Source organism: Azospirillum sp. UENF 112521 (assembly GCF_058780665.1).
The window spans coordinates 561,041-576,846 of the sequence record NZ_JBSNCI010000005.1 but is presented as its reverse complement, the minus strand read 5'-3'; the positions used below and the strand labels follow the sequence as shown (position 1 = coordinate 576,846).

General features: G+C 69.9%; 13 protein-coding genes. 6 read left to right on the top strand and 7 right to left on the bottom strand.

Going from position 1 to position 15,806, the window contains the following annotated elements:
• Positions 1-158: 158 nt before the first annotated feature.
• Both ACWPN8_RS27555 and ACWPN8_RS27550 read right to left on the bottom strand, forming a co-directional pair.
• Entirely contained in the window at positions 159-1,796 is a 1,638-nt protein-coding gene (locus ACWPN8_RS27555; RefSeq protein WP_492243194.1) for a GMC family oxidoreductase, read from the bottom strand.
• 151 nt (positions 1,797-1,947) lie between these two features.
• Complete coding sequence (locus ACWPN8_RS27550) at positions 1,948-2,856, bottom strand: LysR family transcriptional regulator (protein WP_492243067.1); 909 nt, start codon at positions 2,854-2,856, stop codon at positions 1,948-1,950.
• 122 nt (positions 2,857-2,978) lie between these two features.
• Here ACWPN8_RS27550 and ACWPN8_RS27545 point away from each other — a divergent pair, with 122 nt between their 5' ends.
• The gene (locus tag ACWPN8_RS27545; RefSeq protein WP_492243066.1) at positions 2,979-3,635 is read left to right on the top strand and encodes a DsbA family protein; all 657 of its coding nucleotides are present in this window, start codon (positions 2,979-2,981) and stop codon (positions 3,633-3,635) included.
• A gap of 14 nt (positions 3,636-3,649) precedes the next feature.
• Here the strand turns inward: ACWPN8_RS27545 and ACWPN8_RS27540 are convergent, their stop codons facing one another.
• The 5 genes from ACWPN8_RS27540 to ACWPN8_RS27520 all read right to left on the bottom strand — a co-directional run bounded on the left by ACWPN8_RS27540 (position 3,650) and on the right by ACWPN8_RS27520 (position 9,188).
• Positions 3,650-4,531, bottom strand: a complete 882-nt coding sequence (locus tag ACWPN8_RS27540) for a DMT family transporter (RefSeq protein WP_492243065.1) — start codon at positions 4,529-4,531, stop codon at positions 3,650-3,652.
• A gap of 26 nt (positions 4,532-4,557) precedes the next feature.
• A complete protein-coding gene (locus ACWPN8_RS27535) occupies positions 4,558-7,137 on the bottom strand; it encodes a cation:proton antiporter (RefSeq protein ID WP_492243064.1) in 2,580 nt (859 codons plus the stop codon).
• 96 nt (positions 7,138-7,233) lie between these two features.
• Complete coding sequence (locus ACWPN8_RS27530) at positions 7,234-8,148, bottom strand: LysR family transcriptional regulator (RefSeq protein WP_492243063.1); 915 nt, start codon at positions 8,146-8,148, stop codon at positions 7,234-7,236.
• 137 nt (positions 8,149-8,285) lie between these two features.
• Positions 8,286-8,909, bottom strand: a complete 624-nt coding sequence (locus ACWPN8_RS27525; protein ID WP_109095687.1) for a hypothetical protein — start codon at positions 8,907-8,909, stop codon at positions 8,286-8,288.
• 9 nt (positions 8,910-8,918) lie between these two features.
• Entirely contained in the window at positions 8,919-9,188 is a 270-nt protein-coding gene (locus tag ACWPN8_RS27520) for a hypothetical protein (RefSeq protein WP_492243062.1), read from the bottom strand.
• A gap of 322 nt (positions 9,189-9,510) precedes the next feature.
• On the opposite strand from ACWPN8_RS27520, the gene clpB reads away from it, so the two are divergent.
• The 5 genes from clpB (at position 9,511) to ACWPN8_RS27495 (ending at position 15,791) form a co-directional block, all read left to right on the top strand.
• Entirely contained in the window at positions 9,511-12,195 is a 2,685-nt protein-coding gene (clpB, locus tag ACWPN8_RS27515; protein ID WP_492243061.1) for an ATP-dependent chaperone ClpB, read from the top strand.
• A 126-nt stretch (positions 12,196-12,321) separates the two neighbouring features.
• Positions 12,322-13,116, top strand: coding sequence for an SDR family oxidoreductase (locus ACWPN8_RS27510; protein ID WP_109095685.1), 795 nt, complete (start codon positions 12,322-12,324; stop codon positions 13,114-13,116).
• A 23-nt stretch (positions 13,117-13,139) separates the two neighbouring features.
• The gene (pabB, locus tag ACWPN8_RS27505; protein WP_492243060.1) at positions 13,140-14,507 is read left to right on the top strand and encodes an aminodeoxychorismate synthase component I; all 1,368 of its coding nucleotides are present in this window, start codon (positions 13,140-13,142) and stop codon (positions 14,505-14,507) included.
• Positions 14,504-15,310, top strand: a complete 807-nt coding sequence (locus tag ACWPN8_RS27500; protein WP_492243059.1) for an aminotransferase class IV — start codon at positions 14,504-14,506, stop codon at positions 15,308-15,310. Before pabB ends, ACWPN8_RS27500 begins: the two co-directional genes overlap by 4 nt.
• 25 nt (positions 15,311-15,335) lie before the next feature.
• Entirely contained in the window at positions 15,336-15,791 is a 456-nt protein-coding gene (locus ACWPN8_RS27495) for a hypothetical protein (protein WP_492243058.1), read from the top strand.
• Positions 15,792-15,806: the final 15 nt, after the last annotated feature.

The following is a 15,806-nucleotide window of genomic DNA, read 5'->3' as shown; positions in this document are numbered from 1 at the left end:
CGTCCCCTCGGATTTCTTTTCTGGGGACAAGTCTGCGCCTTTCGCAGGCAAATGATTTTGCGGGTTGGCCGGGGATCGGGGGTGTTCGGAAAATCCTGTTGCGGATTGTTGACTGAGTCAGCGAAATTTTTGCGCGGCACCGGCCCGTCCGGACGGGGTCACCCCCGCAGGGCGGCGCGGCGGTCGGCCCGCATCAGGGCGGCGCCGCGTTCGGCGATCATCACCGTCGGCGTGTTGGTGTTGCCCGACGTCAGCGTCGGCATCACCGAGGCGTCGATCACCCGCAGGCCGCGCACCCCCCTCACCCGCATCTCGGCATCGGTGACGGCGGTGGCATCGTCCGCGCCGCCCATCCGGCAGGTGCCGACCGGGTGAAAGATGGTGGTGCCGATGTCGCCGGCAGCATTCGCCAGCTCCTCCTCGGTCTGGAAGCTGGGGCCGGGCTTGTATTCCTGCGGGTGGTAGGGGGCCAGCGCCGGCTGCGAGACGATGCGCCGGGTCAGCGCCAGCGCCTTCGCCGCCTTCGCCCGGTCGGCCGGATCGGACAGGTAGCAGGGGGCGATGGCCGGGTTGGCGCGATGATCGGCGCTGGTGATGCGGGTCCAGCCGCGCGACGCCGGGCGCAGGTCGCAGACGCTGGCGGTGAAGGCGGGGAAGCCGTGCAGCGGGTCGCCGAACTTCTCCAGCGACAGCGGCTGCACGTGATATTCGAGGTCGGCGCTCCCGACCTCCGGCGACGATTTGGCGAAGACGCCGAGCTGGCTGGGCGCCATGGTCAGCGGCCCCTTGCGGAACAGCGCATATTCCAGCCCCATCATCGCCTTGCCGAACAGGTTGCCGGCCCGCTTGTTCAGCGTGACGATGCCGTCGACCTTGTAGATCATGCGCAGTTGCAGATGGTCCTGCAGATTGGCGCCGACGTCCGGCGCATCCAGCACCACCGGAATGCCGAGGGACTTCAGATGCGCCGCCGGGCCGATGCCGGAGCGCTGGAGGATCGCCGGGCTGCCGATGGACCCGGCGGCCAGCACCGTCTCGACCCTGGAGGTCGCCCGCGCCGGCTCGCCATTCACGGTGAAGCGGATGCCGGTGGCGCGGCCGTCGGCGATCTCCACCCGGTCGATGGCCGCGTCGATGGCGAGCTTCAGGTTCGGGCGGTCGAGGGCGGGACGCAGGAAGGCCTTGGCCGCGCTCCAGCGGATGCCGCCCTTCTGGTTCACCTCGAAGCTGCCGACGCCCAGATTGTCGCCGCGGTTGAAATCGTCGTTGCGGGGAATGCCGACCTGTTGCGCCGCCTCGGCGAAGCGGTCGAGCAAATCCCAGCGCAGCCGCTGCCGCTCCACCCGCCACTCGCCGCCGCTGCCATGCATCTCGTCGGCACCGCGCCAGTAATCCTCGCTGCCCTTGAAGACCGGCAGCACCTCTTTCCAGCTCCAGCGGCTGTCGCCGGTGATCGCCGCCCACTCGTCATAGTCGCGCGCCTGCCCGCGCATGGCGATCATGCCGTTGATCGACGAGCAGCCGCCCAGCACCTTGCCGCGGGCGTAATGGATGCTGCGGCCGTTCAGCCCCGGCTCGGCTTCCGTCTTGAAACACCAGTCGGTGCGCGGGTTGCCGATGCAGAACAGATAGCCGGCGGGGATGTGCAGCCACACCCAGCTGTCCTTGCCGCCGGCCTCCAGCAGCAGCACCGAAACGTCGGGATCGGCCGACAGCCGGTTGGCCAGCACGCAGCCGGCCGTGCCGCCGCCTGCGATGATGTAATCGAAGCTGCCGAAGTCGAGCACGCCCGCCATCCCGTCCGCCATCCGCGTCCCTCCCGAGGGGATCTGTTGATTTGTCAGGCATATTAGATTGCTGACCGGGCGGACGATCCAGAGAAATTTCGCCGCAGCGGGATCCGTCGCGGCGAACTCCCCCGGTCTCCCGCCCGCCCACTCCCGCCTCTCACCCCGCCATCCGCTGCCGCTCGCGCTCCGTCAGCAGATCGACGAAGGCCCGCACCTTGGTCGGGCGGAAGCGCGCGGCCGGGAAGACGGCATGGATGCCGCCCGGCGGCAGGGTCCAGCCCGGCAAGAGGCGGACGAGCCGGCCGGACGCCAGATCGTCGGCCACGCAGTAATCCGGCAGGACCGACAGCCCGGCCCCCTCGCGCACCGCCTCCCGCACGGCGAAGGTGGCGTCCAGTGCGATGGATGCCCGCATCGACACCGTGCGCATTTCTCCTGTCGCGGCGGTGAACTGCCAGCTCAACGGGTTGCGCAGCACCGTGTTGGCGACGAAGGGCAGGGCGGCGATGTCGTCCGGCCCGGCATTCTCGCCGATCCGGGCAGCCAGCGCCGGGGTGCCGACCAGAAGCTGCTGGAAACTGCCGAACTGGCGGGCCTGAAGGCTGGTGTCGGCCAGCCAGCCGACGCGGATGGCGAGGTCGAAGGTGCCGCCGACGAGGTCGAGTGACTGGTCGGACAGGGCCATGTCGGCCTTGCAGGCGGGGTGGGCGGCGACGAAGGCGGCGATGGCCGGAACGACGACCGCCACCCCGTAATCGAAGGGGGCGGTCAGCCGCAGCAGCCCGGAGGGCGCCGCCGCGGTCTCCGCCAGCTCGCCGAAGGCATCCTCGGCCTCCCGCAGGATGACGACGCAGCGGCGGTGGAAAGCCATGCCGGCCTCGGTCGGCCGCACCTTGCGGGTGGTGCGGACCAGCAGGCTGGCCCCGACCTCCTCCTCCAGCTTCGCCACCTGCTGGCTGACCACCGCCTTGGTGATGCCCAGCCGTGCCGCCGCCGCGGTGAAGGAGCCGGTCTCCACCACCGCGGCGAAATAGGCGATGCGGTTCAGATGCCGGGGATCGCTCATCGGACGCCGGTCGATTGTTTGCCAATGGCATACGATATGTCGGTTTTGTGCCAACTACCCAGCACAATCGGCCGCGGTTAAAGTTGAATCCCATTGCCCATCGCCAGCCACGGATGCTTTTCATGAGCCGGACCAGGACCGTCACCTATCTGTTCGACCCGCTCTGCGGCTGGTGCTACGGCGCCTCGCCGGCCATCGCGTCGCTGTCGGAGGTCGGTGATCTTGCGCTGGAGTTGTTGCCGACCGGGCTGTTTTCCGGCGCGGGCGCCCGGCCGCTGGACGACGGCTTCGCCGCCCATGCCTGGGCCTACGACCAGCGCATCCATGCTTTGACCGGGCAAATCTTCAGCGAGCGCTACCGCACCGGCGTCCTGGGCGACCGGAGCCAGAGGATCGACAGCGGCCCGGCGACGCTGGCCCTGACGGCGGTCGCACTGACGGCACCCGACCGCGAGTTCGCAGCACTGGCCGCCATCCAGTCGGCGCGCTATGCCGACGGGCGCGACATCACCGCGGCGGCGACGCTGGCCGACATCCTGACCGGCCTGGGCCTCGATGCCGCTGCGTCCCTTTTCGCCGAGGGGGCGGCCGAGGGGGTGGGCGAACTGACGGTCGCCGACGCCGCGCGGGTCGAGCGCGGCCGGCAACTGATGGCCTCCTATCGCGCCAATGGCGTGCCGACCCTGCTGTTCGACGACGGATCGCACCGGCGCAAGCTCGATTCCGAAATCCTCTTCTCCAAGCCCGGCCGGCTGGCTGCCATTCTCAGCGCCGGCTGACCGCCGCACCTGTCTTACTTCCGGTTCACCAGCGCCACGCCGCAGACCGCCACCGCCATGCCGGCCAGCGCCGCGACGCCCAGCTTCTCGCCGAACAGCACCCAGGCGACGAGCGCCGTCACCGGCGGGGTCAAATAGAACAGGCTGGCGACCTTGGCCGCCGCACCGCGGCGGATCAGGGCGAACAGTAGGAAGATGGCGCCGACCGACAGCACGAAGCACAGCCACAGCAGGGCGAAGACGAACTCGCCCGTCCACTGGACCTGCATCGTCTCGGTCAGCGGAGCGACCACCGCCAGCACGACCGCGGTGGCGGTATATTGGATGGCGGTGCCGCTGCGCAGATCCATGCCGCCGCCGTGGCGCTTCTGGTACAGCGTGCCGAGCGTGATCCCGACCAGCGCCGCCATGGCATAGCCGATGCCGATCAGATGCTCGGCGTCGACCGACAGCTTCTCGCGCACCACCAGCCCGACGCCGGCAAGGCCGAGCAGCAGCCCGACCCATTGCCGGCCGCTGACCCGTTCGCCCAGCAGCGGGCCGGACAGGGCGGCGGTCAGCAGCGGCTGGATGCCGACGATCAGCGCGGTGACGCCGGCCGGCAGCCCATGGGCGATGGCGAGGAAGACGCCGCTGAGATAGACGCCGTGCACCAGCAGCCCGGCCAGCGCGATCCGTCCGGCGGTCGCCCAGTCCTTGGGCCAGGGCGCCCGGCTCGCCAGCGCCACCAGCGCCAGCACCACGGCGACCAGCCCCAGCCGGATCAGCAGGAAGGTCAGCGGCTCCACATAAGGCAGGCCGTATTTCGCGCCGATGAAGCCGGTGCTCCACAGCAGCACGAAAAGGCCCGGCATCAGGCGCAGCCAGCTCTGGCCGCCCGTCGCGGTCCCGCCCATTTTTTAAGTCCCTTCCCCGTCCGCGGTCAGCTCACCGCCGGAACGGCCGGAGACGACTGGGTCGGCTGGCGGCGCGCTTCGGCGACCGCCTGGATGTGGGACTGCAAATCCGCGTCCTTCTGCACCAGCCGGCGGAAATCCTTCTCATCCAACACCAGCAATTGGCAATAGCCCAGCGCCCGCACGTCTGCATTGCGCCGCTGGCGGGACAGGAGCGCCATCTCGCCGAAGAAGTCGCCGGTGCCGAGCTTCACCGGCTCCGCCAGCATCGGCACCAGCACCTCGACGGCACCCGACGCGATGAAGAACATGGCGTCGCCGCGGTCGCCCTTGCGCACGATGGTCTCGCCCGGCAGCGCCAGCTGGGCGCGCAGCAGCGTGGCGATGGTCGCCACCCGCTCCGCCGGCAGCTCGGCGAACAGCGGCACCCGACGCACCAGCTCCGCCACGTCGAAGCGGACATCCAGCTTCGGCAGCCGCTCCAGCACCCGGCGCCGCTGTTCCAAATCACGCTCCAGGTCGGTCAGAACCTCCTGGCTGATGATCGATTCGGCGTGCATGGCGCGGTATTCGGCATGCTCCAGCCGCAGCGCCGCCCGGCCGACATAGCGGCTTTGCAGCACCACCGCGTAATCGGGATATTGCAGCTTCAGGGCCGACAGCGCCTGCTCGACGATGCCCAGCCGGCCGACCAGCATGCCTTCCAGCTCGAACGCAACCTCTTGGCCCAGCACGCGCGCCAGCCGGTCGCGGGTGAAGGCCAGCAGCTCGCGCAGCACGGTGCGCACGGCGACCAGCACCTCGAACCGCATCGACAGGCGCCGGGCCAGCGGGCTGTGGATGCCGAAGCGGCGTTGCAGCCAGCTTGCGGTCCGCATCCAGGGCGAGAAGGCGATGAACGGCTCCTCGAAGGCGCGATAGCCGTTGCGGCCCTGGCTCTTGACCGCGTCGAGCAGGCGCCCGCTGCGGCCGGCCAGCATTTCCATCACCGCGCGCGACACCACCCCTTCGGAGAAGTGGGCGTAATAGAGTTCTTCCTCGCGGTTCACCAGGATGACGAGGCCGATGGTGACGCGGTCCTCGTCGGTCAGCTTGGCCTCTTCCTGGCTGTCGCGGTCGATCCGTTTCAGCCGCTCCTCGTAGCGGGCGATCATCACGTCCTTGACCGCGCCATCCACCTCATAGGTCTGGGCGACGGCGGAAACGCGGTCGCGGATGCTGTCGGTGGACAGCGCCAGCGCCCGGTTGCGCATGGCGCGCTCCACCGGCGTCAGCTCGTCCAGCTTCAGGAGGCGGATCAGCCAGCGCAACGTGGTGCCGTTGACGAACAGCGTGACGAAGACGAAGCCGGTGACCATCACCGCGATGAAGCTCTGGAGCTTGTCGGGCACCCGGAAATTCTCGGTCACCGCCAGGGCCAGCGTCAGCGACACCGCCCCGCGCATGCCGCCCCACAGCATCACCGACTTGTAGGAGTTGCTGACCTTCTGCGCCAGCCCGGCCCAGGACAGCACCGGCAGCAGCCCGAACAGCACCACCGCCCGCGCGGCGAAGGCCGCCAGCACCACGACCACCACCAGCCCGACCTCCGCCCAGCCGGCGTCGGCCAGCAGGCGCGGCACCAGGATGGCGGTCAGCAGGAAGATCATGGAGTTGGCCCAGAAGCCCAGCTGCTGCCAGACATGCTCCATGGCGCCCCAGGTGGCGGGGGAGATGCGGGTGCGCCCGACCGATCCGATGACCAGCGCCGAGGTCACCGTCGCCACCACGCCCGACGCGCCGACATAATGGTCGGCCAGCACATAGGAGAGGTAGGCCAAAGCCACCGTCAGCGTGATCTCCGCCATCGGCTGGTTGCGCACCGGCTCCACCAGCATGCAGACGATGCGGCCGCAGACATAGCCGGTGACGACTCCGCCGGAGAAGTCGCGCAGGAAATCCACCGCCGCCGCCGCCGCCCCGCCGTGGGAGGTGCGCGTCAGCATTTCCAGGAGAAGGGTGAAGAGCGCGATGGCCGCGGCGTCGTTCAGCAGGCTCTCGCCCTCGACCAGCGTGGTCAGCCGTCTTGGCGCGCCCAGGTCGCGGAAGATGCCGATCACCGCCGCCGGGTCGGTGGAGGCGACGATGGCGCCCAGCAGCAGGCAGGCGACCAGCGGCAGCGGGGTGAACAGGTTGACGGCATAGCCGACGGCGAAGGTGCAGACGAAGACCGCCACCACCGCCATCAGCAGGATCGGCCCCAGATCCTCGAACAGCCGCCGCACATCGACCGCCAGCGCCGTCTCGAACAGCAGGATCGGCAGGAAGACGTGCAAAAGCACGTCGGACGAGACGTCCAGCTCGGCCAGCGAATTCAGGAAGTCATGCAGCGGATCCTTGCCCGGCCCGGCGAAGGTCTGGATCACGGCCCCCAGCGCCACGCCGACGCCGGCCAGCAGCACCGTGTAGGGCATCTGGAAGCGGGCGGCGAGGGGCGGCAGGAAACTGACGAGGGCGAGAAGCCCGGCAACGCCGAGGACTTGAATGACGATGTCGTGCATGGTTCCACGGAACGGCTGCGGCGTGGGCTGCACGGTATCGCCGCACTGTGGCGGGGGCAAGGCCATGGGCCGCAGATTCCTGCGGCAAAAATGGTCCGCAGCGATGCGCCGGCCGCGAGCAGGGGCTATGCCGCTCCCCCGTATCCGGGCCTCAACCCGGCCTCACCGCCAGCCGCCATTCTCGGTCAGGCCGGACAGGATGTCCGTCAGGATGGTGTGGGTGGCGCGGGCCGCGGCCGACATCGGCCGGCCGGCGGCATGGGCCAGCAGGATGCTGCGGTCGATCTGCGGATCGGCGATGGGCAGGCCGGTCAGCCGCTCCGCCGTCCCGCCGTGGCGCGCCACCCGGTCCGACAGCACGGTGTAGCCGCAGCCTTCCGCCACCAGCGCCTTGATCTGCTCCAGCGCGTCGATCTCCAGCGCCACGGTGACGCCGGCCCGCGCCAGCAGGGCGGCATGCTCCACCTCCTCGCGCACGCCATGCGGGCGGCCGGGCAGGATCAGCGGCAGGGACAGCGCCTCGGCGAAGGGGATGGCGCTGCGGCCGCGCAGCAGCGGGTCGTCGGCCGGCCCGACCAGATGCAGCTTCTCGCGCGCCACCAGCTGGGTCTCCAGCCCGCCCATCTCCTTGGTGCCGAACACCAGCGCGAGGTCGAGCTGCCCCGACAGCACCCATTCCAGCATGTGGCCGGACAGCCCCTCCACCACCCGCAGCCTGATCTGCGGATGGGTGCGCCGCACCGCCAGCGCCAGCGGCACGGTCAGCACCGGCCCCAGCGAGGTCGGGATGCCGACGGTCGCCGGTCCTGCCGGCACCGCCTCCACCGCCCTCACCTCGTCGCGCAGCCCGTCCATCTGGCCGATCAGCGCCGCCGCCCGCTGCGCCAGCCGCCGCCCGCTTTCCGTCGGCACCACGCCGCGTGCCGTGCGCAGCACCAGCTGGCAGCCGAAATCCTCCTCCAGCCGCTTCAGATGCAGGCTGAGCGCCGGCTGCGCCACCCGCAGCACATCCGCCGCCCGCGAGATCGAGCCATGCTCGACGATGCCGAGGAAATAGCGAAGCTGCCGTACGTCCATAACGCCGGACCCCTTGCCGCCCATACCGTGACGCTATGAAAGCGGCGGAGGAGATCGCGTGTCAATATGGGACACTCTGTGCCGATGAAGTCGCGCTCTGCGCGATGCCACGGCCCGCGGTCGCGCGGCTTTGGCGCTCACGAGGCGACGGCGGCCAGCATTCGGAGAGTCTTCAGCCCCTTCGGCTTGTCGGGGGCGACGATGTCCTTGTGGATGCAGCCGATCACGGACTTGATGACGTCGGTCTTGTTGAGCGCCGTGACTTCCACGACCGTCTCCAGCTCACGCGACATGGTCGGGGTGATCTTCATCGACAGCCGCCGCCTTGCCGAACCGCGTCCTGTCTTCGGTGAACCTTCGAAGAAGGCTCTGGTCTCGTCGAGGCTGTCGGCAAGCTGGCGCGACAGGGCCCGGTCGGCGGCGAACCGGTTGATGTAGTACATCAAAAGCGGCTTGCGGAACTCGGTCGTCAGGCCCGGATCGATGCGATAGGCGGCGAGATCGAGAGCGTCGGTATAAACCGACGGCAGGTTGGCCTCTATGGAAATCGTCGCCCTGTCATAGGCGGCCTTGATCGCCGGGGTCGATTGCGGCGGAGTGGCGACGACCGCACCGCACCTGTCGCAGACGGCGACAAGGATGTTCTGTGCCACACCCTTGCCGTCGTCGAACGGAACATCGCGCAAGGCGAAGGTGGTTGTCGTCAGCCCGTCCGTCCCGCAAACGGCTTTGCTCTTGTCGCCTTCACGGTAGATCTTCACGACGGCACCTCATTGATGGACGCTGATAAAGATCGTGTCGGGATCCACAAAGTAGAACTTGATGTACCAGCCCCGATTTCTGACGATGTTGACCTCGATGTTCGGGTCCCGGTGGTGGGGGCTGATGCTATGATCGTTGCCGCTGGCGCTTTTCAGAACCTGAATGACTTGATCGGCGGTAACCGCACCCATCTGGAGCAGGTTCTTCGTGTCGATCGCAGTTCGGGCTTCGTGCTGAAACGTCCCATCCTTCAAAGCCCTGATGACCTTGGGCTTCACCGTCGACCACCCCACCGGCGCCCCCAATAATATACGATAATCTTCGTACTCTTCAAGCGTGCCGAAGCCGTCCCGCGCGACCCAGAATCGGTCAGGGGAGGGACATTTGCAAGCTCAACGCACGGCTGTGCGGCGGGCAAGGAAATCACGTCAGGCGATGGCGGGCGTTCTGGGCGGCGCCTTGAGTCCGCCCCCCTCTTGATCGCCGTAAATCCGTTAACCATTTACCCATCAGGCACCGGACGGTCGCGCATTCGCGGACCGCGGAGGCGCCGTTCCGCGCCGGATGACTGGGCGGAAGACCTTGGAAACGGAGTGCCGGATGGACTTCGGTCAATTCACCGATCGTGCGCGCAGCGTCATTCAGGCCGCGCAGATCGCCGCCCTTGCCGAGCGGCATCAACAGCTTCTCCCCGAACATCTGCTGAAGGCCCTGATCGACGAGGGCAGCGGCGTGGCGGCGCGTCTGGTGCGCGACACCGGCGGCGACCCCGATCTGCTGAAGTCCGCGACCGAGGAGCAGTTGTCCCGCGCGCCGGTCCAGGCCGGCGCCAACGATGGCCCGCAGCCGCTCTACATGTCGCCGGCGCTGGCCGCCGTGCTGCAGGGTGCCGTCGCCTCGGCGCGCACCGGCGGCGACCGCTTCGTCACCGCCGAACGGCTGCTGGAGAGCCTCGCCCGCCAGAGCGGCCCGCTGCGCGCCCTGTTCCGCCGCGCCGGCGTCGATGCCGACGCGCTGGCCGCCGCCGCCGATGCCCAGCGCAAGGACCATCCCGCCGATGCCGAGACCGAGACGACGGCCGGCGAGGCGCTGGCCCGCTACACCCGCGACCTGACGGAAGAGGCGCGGCAGGGCCGGCTCGACCCGGTCATCGGCCGTGACGACGAGATCCGCCGCACCATCCAGGTTCTGGCCCGCCGCACCAAGAACAACCCCGTCCTGATCGGCGAGCCCGGCGTCGGCAAGACCGCCGTGGTCGAGGGGCTGGCCCAGCGTCTGGCCTCCGGCGACGTGCCGGAAGGGCTGAAGGACCGCCGCGTGCTGTCGCTCGACCTCACCGCGCTCCTGGCCGGCGCCAAGTTCCGCGGCGAGTTCGAGGAGCGGCTGAAATCGGTCCTGGCCGAGGTGCAGGAGGCCAACGGCCGCATCATCCTGTTCATCGACGAGCTGCACACGCTGATCGGTGCCGGCCGCACCGACGGGGCGATGGACGCCGCCAACATGCTGAAGCCCGCCCTGGCGCGTGGCGAGCTGCGCTGCGTCGGCGCCACCACGCCGGACGAGTACCGCAAGTATATCGAGAAGGACGCGGCACTCGCCCGCCGCTTCCAGCCGGTGACGGTGGACGAGCCGTCGGCCGACGACGCGGTGTCGATCCTGCGCGGCATCAAGGGCAAGTACGAGGTGCATCACGGCGTGCGCATCGCCGACGCGGCGGTGGTCGCGGCGGTCAGCCTGTCGGCGCGCTACATCGGCGACCGCCGGCTGCCCGACAAGGCCATCGACCTCGTCGACGAGGCGGCAAGCCGCCTGCGCATGGCCATCGACAGCAAGCCGGAGGCGCTCGACGCCGTCGACCGCCGCGTCGCCCAGCTGAAGATCGAGCGCGAGGCACTGAAGGCCGAGCCGGACGCCGCCTCGCAGGAGCGCCTGCATGTGCTGGAAGGCGAACTGGTCGAAGCGGAAGCCCGCCAGACCTCGATGGAGGAGGAATGGCGCGCCTCGCAGTCCCGCCGCACCGAGGGCCGCCGCCTGAAGGAGGAGCTGGACCAGGCCCGCACCAGGCTGGAGCGCGCCCAGCGCGACGGCGACTGGGCCAAGGCCGGCGAGCTGGCCTATGGCGTGGTGCCCGATCTGGAGAAGCGTCTGGCCGAGGCCGAATCGCGGGCCAGCGCCGAGCGCGACGAGGTGACGGCCAAGGACATCGGCGCCGTCGTCACCCGCTGGACCGGCATTCCGGTCGAACGGATGCTGGAGGGCGAGCGCCAGCGGCTGAAGGGCATGGAGGACAAGCTGGCCGAGCGCGTCGTCGGCCAGAAGGAGGCGGTGCGCGCGGTGTCCAAGGCGGTGCGGCGTGCCCGCGCCGGGCTGAAGGACCCCAGCCGCCCGACCGGCTCCTTCCTGTTCCTGGGCCCGACCGGCGTCGGCAAGACGGAGCTGGCCAAGGCGCTGGCCTCCTTCCTGTTCGACGACGAGACGGCGATCACCCGGCTCGACATGTCGGAATATATGGAGAAGCACGCGGTCAGCCGGATGATCGGCTCGCCGCCGGGCTATGTCGGCTATGACGACGGCGGCTCGCTGGCCGAACGCATCCGGCGCCGGCCCTATCAGGTCGTGCTGCTGGACGAGGTGGAGAAGGCGCATCCCGACGTGCTGAACGTCCTGTTGCAGGCGCTCGACGACGGGCGGCTGACCGATGGGCAGGGCCGGACCGCCGATTTCCGCCACGCCATCCTCATCATGACCTCCAATCTGGGGGCCGAGGCGCTGAGCGCCTTGGGCGACGACGAGGATATGGCCGGCGTGACGGTGGAGGTGATGGACGCGGTGCGCAAGGCCTTCCGGCCGGAGTTCCTCAACCGGCTGGACGATGTTCTGATCTTCCGCCGGCTGGGCCGGGACCAGATGTCGCGGATCGTCGACATCCAGCTGTCCCGCGTCAACGAGCGGCTGGCCGAGCGCGGCGTCACCCTGGCGGCGGACGCCGCGGCCAAGCGGCGGCTGGGCGATCTGGGCTGGGATCCGGCCTTCGGCGCCCGTCCGTTGAAGCGGGCCATCCAGGGCCTTGTCGAGGATCCCATCGCCGAGCGTCTGCTCGACGAGGAGGTCGAGGGCAAGGCCACCATGACCCTGTCGGTGGTCGACGGCCAACTGGCGCTGGACGGCGTGGTGGTCGAGGAGGACCGGGCGCACGGCTTCAAGGCGCCGGAACGCCCGCCGCTCGGCTTCGCCCTGCCGCCGGTGGCGAGTTCCGCCGCCAGCCGCGAGGCGTCGGTCCACTGACCGGGTGACATGTGAAGGGGAAGGGGGGCGCGGGTTTTGCGCCCCCTTTTCCATTTCCAGGGCTGCCCTTGCGCCGCTGCGTCTGCTAAATGACCGCTGCAACGCCGCACCGGACAGGGGGCAGACATGACCGCGACGACTCCTTCCCACTTGGCATACCTGTCGACTTTCTCGCTTGCCGGTCAGGTGGCGCTCGTCACCGGCTCGGGACGCGGGCTGGGTCTGGAGATCGCCCGGGCGCTGGCCGGTTCGGGCGCGCATGTGCTGCTGAACGGCCGCGACGCCGCCACGCTGGAACCGCGTGTCGCCGAGATCGAAGCGGCCGGCGGCAGAGCGTCGGCGCTGGCCTTCGACGTGGCGGACCGGGCGGCGGTGCGCGACGCCTTCGCGCGGATCGACCGCGAGCATGGCCGGCTCGACGTGCTGGTCCAGAATGTCGGACAGCGCAACCGCAAGCCGCTTGCCGATCTGACCGACGACGAGATCACCAGCCTGCTCGATGTCGATCTGGCTTCCGGCCTGATCCTGGCGCGGGAGGCGGCGCGGCTGATGCTGCCGCGCGGGCGCGGCCGGCTGATCGCCGTCACTTCCGTCGCCGGGCAGATCTCGCGGGCCAACGACAGCGTCTATGCCGCGGCGAAGTCCGGGCTGAACGGCATGGTGCGGGCGCTGGCCGCCGAATACGGCCCGCTGGGGCTGACCAGCAACGCCATCGCGCCCGGCTTTTTCGCAACCGAAACGAATGCGGCGATCACCGGCGATCCGGAGCGCTCGGCCTATTTCGCCAACCGCACGCCGATGCGGCGCTGGGGCCGGCCGGAGGAGATTGCCGGGGCGGCGGTGTTCCTGGCCTCGGCGGCGGCGTCCTATGTCAACGGCCATGTCCTGGTCGTCGATGGCGGCGCCACCATCTTGATGTAAGCCGCCGGCCGACTGCCACCGCCATGCTGACGATCCCGATCTCCTGCGGCGATCCCGCCGCCCTGTTCCGTCCCTGGAGCGCCGAGCCCTGGGCGATGCTGCTCGACAGCGCCGCCCCCCATCCGCAGAACGGGCGCTATTCATACATCGTTGCGGACCCGTTCCAAACCGTGGAGGCCACCGGCGGGCAGACCCTGGTCGACGGCCGGCCGGTCGGCGGCAGCCCCTTCGATGCGCTGGAACGGGCGTTGGCGGCATGTCCGCTTCCCTCCGACGGTCCGGTTCCCTTCACCGGAGGGGCCGTGGGCTTCGTCGGTTACGAAGCCGGAACGGCTTTGGAGGGGCTGCGCTCCCGCCATGGCAATCCGGGCGGCCAGCCGGACTTCGCCTTCGGGCTCTACGATGTCGTCGCCGCTTTCGACCGGCAGGAGGGCCGCGCCTGGGTCATCGCCGCCCGGCCGGAGGCGGAGGACCGCGCGCGCCGCATGGCGGCCCGGCTGTCCGTTCCGCCTCCGGAACAATCTGCCGGCCCGGCGCCGCTGCGCTGGCGGTCGGAACTGGCGCGCCCCGACTATCTCGACCGGGTCGGCCGGGTGCTGGACTATATTCGCGCCGGCGACATCTATCAGGCCAACTTCACCCAGCGCTTCCTCGCCGATACCGGCGGGACCATCGACGCCTATGCGCTCTACGAACGCCTGCGCGCCTTGAGCCCGGCGCCTTTCGCCGCCTTCCTGAATTGCGGGCCGAAGCTGCGGCTCGCCGGGGCGTCGCCGGAACGCTTCATCCGGCTCGGCGCCGACCGCAACATCGAAACGCGGCCGATCAAGGGCACCCGTCCGCGCCACGCCGACCCGGCGGCCGACGCCGCTGCGGCGGCGGACCTGTCGGCCAGCATCAAGGACCGGGCGGAAAACCTGATGATCACCGACCTGCTGCGCAACGATCTGGCGCGGGTGTCGGAGGTCGGCAGCGTCAGGGTGCCGGTGCTGTTCGGGCTGGAGAGCTTCGCCACCGTCCATCACCTCGTGTCCGTCGTCACCGCGCGCCTGCTGCCGGGGCTGGGGCCGGTGGATCTGCTGCGTGCCGCCTGTCCCGGCGGGTCGATTACGGGTGCGCCGAAGATCCGCGCCATGCAGATCATCGACGAGCTGGAGGTGGCCCGCCGCGGCGCCTATTGCGGCTCGGTCGCCTGGATCGGCTTCGACGGTGCCATGGACAGCAACATCGTCATCCGCACCCTGTCGGTGACGCCGGACGCGGTGATCGCCCAGGCCGGCGGCGGCATCGTCGCCGATTCCGATCCGGCGGACGAGCATGAGGAAATGCTGGTCAAGGCCCGTGCCCAGCTGCGCGCGGCGGGAGATCCGGTGGGGGAGGGAACGCCATGACGATCTGGCTGAACGGGCGGCTGATGCCGGCGGCGGAAGGGCGGATCGACCCGGCCGACCGCGGCTTCACCCTTGGCGACGGGCTGTTCGAGACGATCCGGATCAAGGACCGCCTGCCGCGCCACCTGCCGCGCCATCTCGACCGGCTGACGGCCGGGGTTGGGCTGCTCCGACTGCCGCTGCCCCACAGCGCCGCGGACCTGACCGACGCGATGGCGGCGCTGATCGGGGCGACCGGCATCGCCGACGGTGTGCTGCGCCTGACCCTGTCGCGCGGCACCGGTGCCCGCGGGGTGCTGCCGCCGGCCGATGCCCGTCCGACCCTGCTGATGACCGTGGCGCCCGCCGCCCACACGACCGCGCCGGTGTCCGCCATCGTCGCCCGCAGCACCCGCCGCAACGAGCATTCGCCGCTGTCGCGCCTGAAGTCGCTGAATTACCTCGATTCCATCCTGGCCCGGCAGGAGGCGGCGGAGCGCGGCGCCGACGAGGCGCTGCTGCTGAACGCCGCCGGCCGGCTGGCGGAATCGAGCGTCGCCAACCTTTTCCTGTCGATCGGCGGCCGCCTGCTGACCCCGCCGCTGGCCGACGGCGCCCTTCCCGGCATCCGCCGCGCCCTGGTCCTGGAGCGCCATGGCGCGGAGCAGGCGCCGCTCACCCCGGAAGACCTCGTCCGCGCCGACGAGGCCATCCTGACCAACAGCCTGGGCCTGCGCCCGCTGGTGGCGGTCGATGGCCGCCCGGTCGGCAGCGGGGCGACGGGACCGGTCCTGGCCCGCCTGCTGGCCGACCCCGACCTGTAATCCGTCGCCATCCAGAGGGACCGTGATGATCGAGACCGTGACCTTTCCCGAACTGACCGTCATCGGCTGCATGGTCGAGGCGAGCGGCGACGAACTGCCCGCCGCGGTCGCCGCGGCGTGGGAGCGCGTGTTCGCCGCCGATGTCGGAACGGCAGCCTTCGCCGCGGTGTCGCTGCCCGAGGAGAACGGCCTGCAGCGCCGGCTGGTCGGTTTCATGGCGGCCAAGGCCAGCGAGATCCCCGACGGCATGGTCCGCCTCGACCTCGACGCCGGCCGATATCTGCGGACCGTGCAGGACGGCCCGCAGGCGGCGATGGCCGCGTCGATGGCTGACGGCTTCGACCGGCTTCACGCCCATGCCGCGGCGAACGGGCTGACGCTGTCGGGCATCGCGCTCGATTTCGGCCACCGCCCCGGCCGGCAGGACGGGCGTCACGAACTGCATCTGGCGCTCGCCCCGCAACTGCCGGCCCTGGCCTGACATCCCGAAGTCGCG

Coding starts and splice junctions, on each gene's coding strand:
- ACWPN8_RS27550 (WP_492243067.1), bottom strand. CDS start 2,856: ATGAGCGATCCCCGGCATCTGAACCGCATCGCCTATTTCGCCGCGGTG.
- clpB (WP_492243061.1), top strand. CDS start 9,511: ATGGACTTCGGTCAATTCACCGATCGTGCGCGCAGCGTCATTCAGGCC.
- ACWPN8_RS27535 (WP_492243064.1), bottom strand. CDS start 7,137: ATGGCCTTGCCCCCGCCACAGTGCGGCGATACCGTGCAGCCCACGCCG.
- ACWPN8_RS27545 (WP_492243066.1), top strand. CDS start 2,979: ATGAGCCGGACCAGGACCGTCACCTATCTGTTCGACCCGCTCTGCGGC.
- ACWPN8_RS27530 (WP_492243063.1), bottom strand. CDS start 8,148: ATGGACGTACGGCAGCTTCGCTATTTCCTCGGCATCGTCGAGCATGGC.
- pabB (WP_492243060.1), top strand. CDS start 13,140: ATGCTGACGATCCCGATCTCCTGCGGCGATCCCGCCGCCCTGTTCCGT.
- ACWPN8_RS27555 (WP_492243194.1), bottom strand. CDS start 1,796: ATGGCGGGCGTGCTCGACTTCGGCAGCTTCGATTACATCATCGCAGGC.
- ACWPN8_RS27495 (WP_492243058.1), top strand. CDS start 15,336: ATGATCGAGACCGTGACCTTTCCCGAACTGACCGTCATCGGCTGCATG.
- ACWPN8_RS27500 (WP_492243059.1), top strand. CDS start 14,504: ATGACGATCTGGCTGAACGGGCGGCTGATGCCGGCGGCGGAAGGGCGG.
- ACWPN8_RS27510 (WP_109095685.1), top strand. CDS start 12,322: ATGACCGCGACGACTCCTTCCCACTTGGCATACCTGTCGACTTTCTCG.
- ACWPN8_RS27540 (WP_492243065.1), bottom strand. CDS start 4,531: ATGGGCGGGACCGCGACGGGCGGCCAGAGCTGGCTGCGCCTGATGCCG.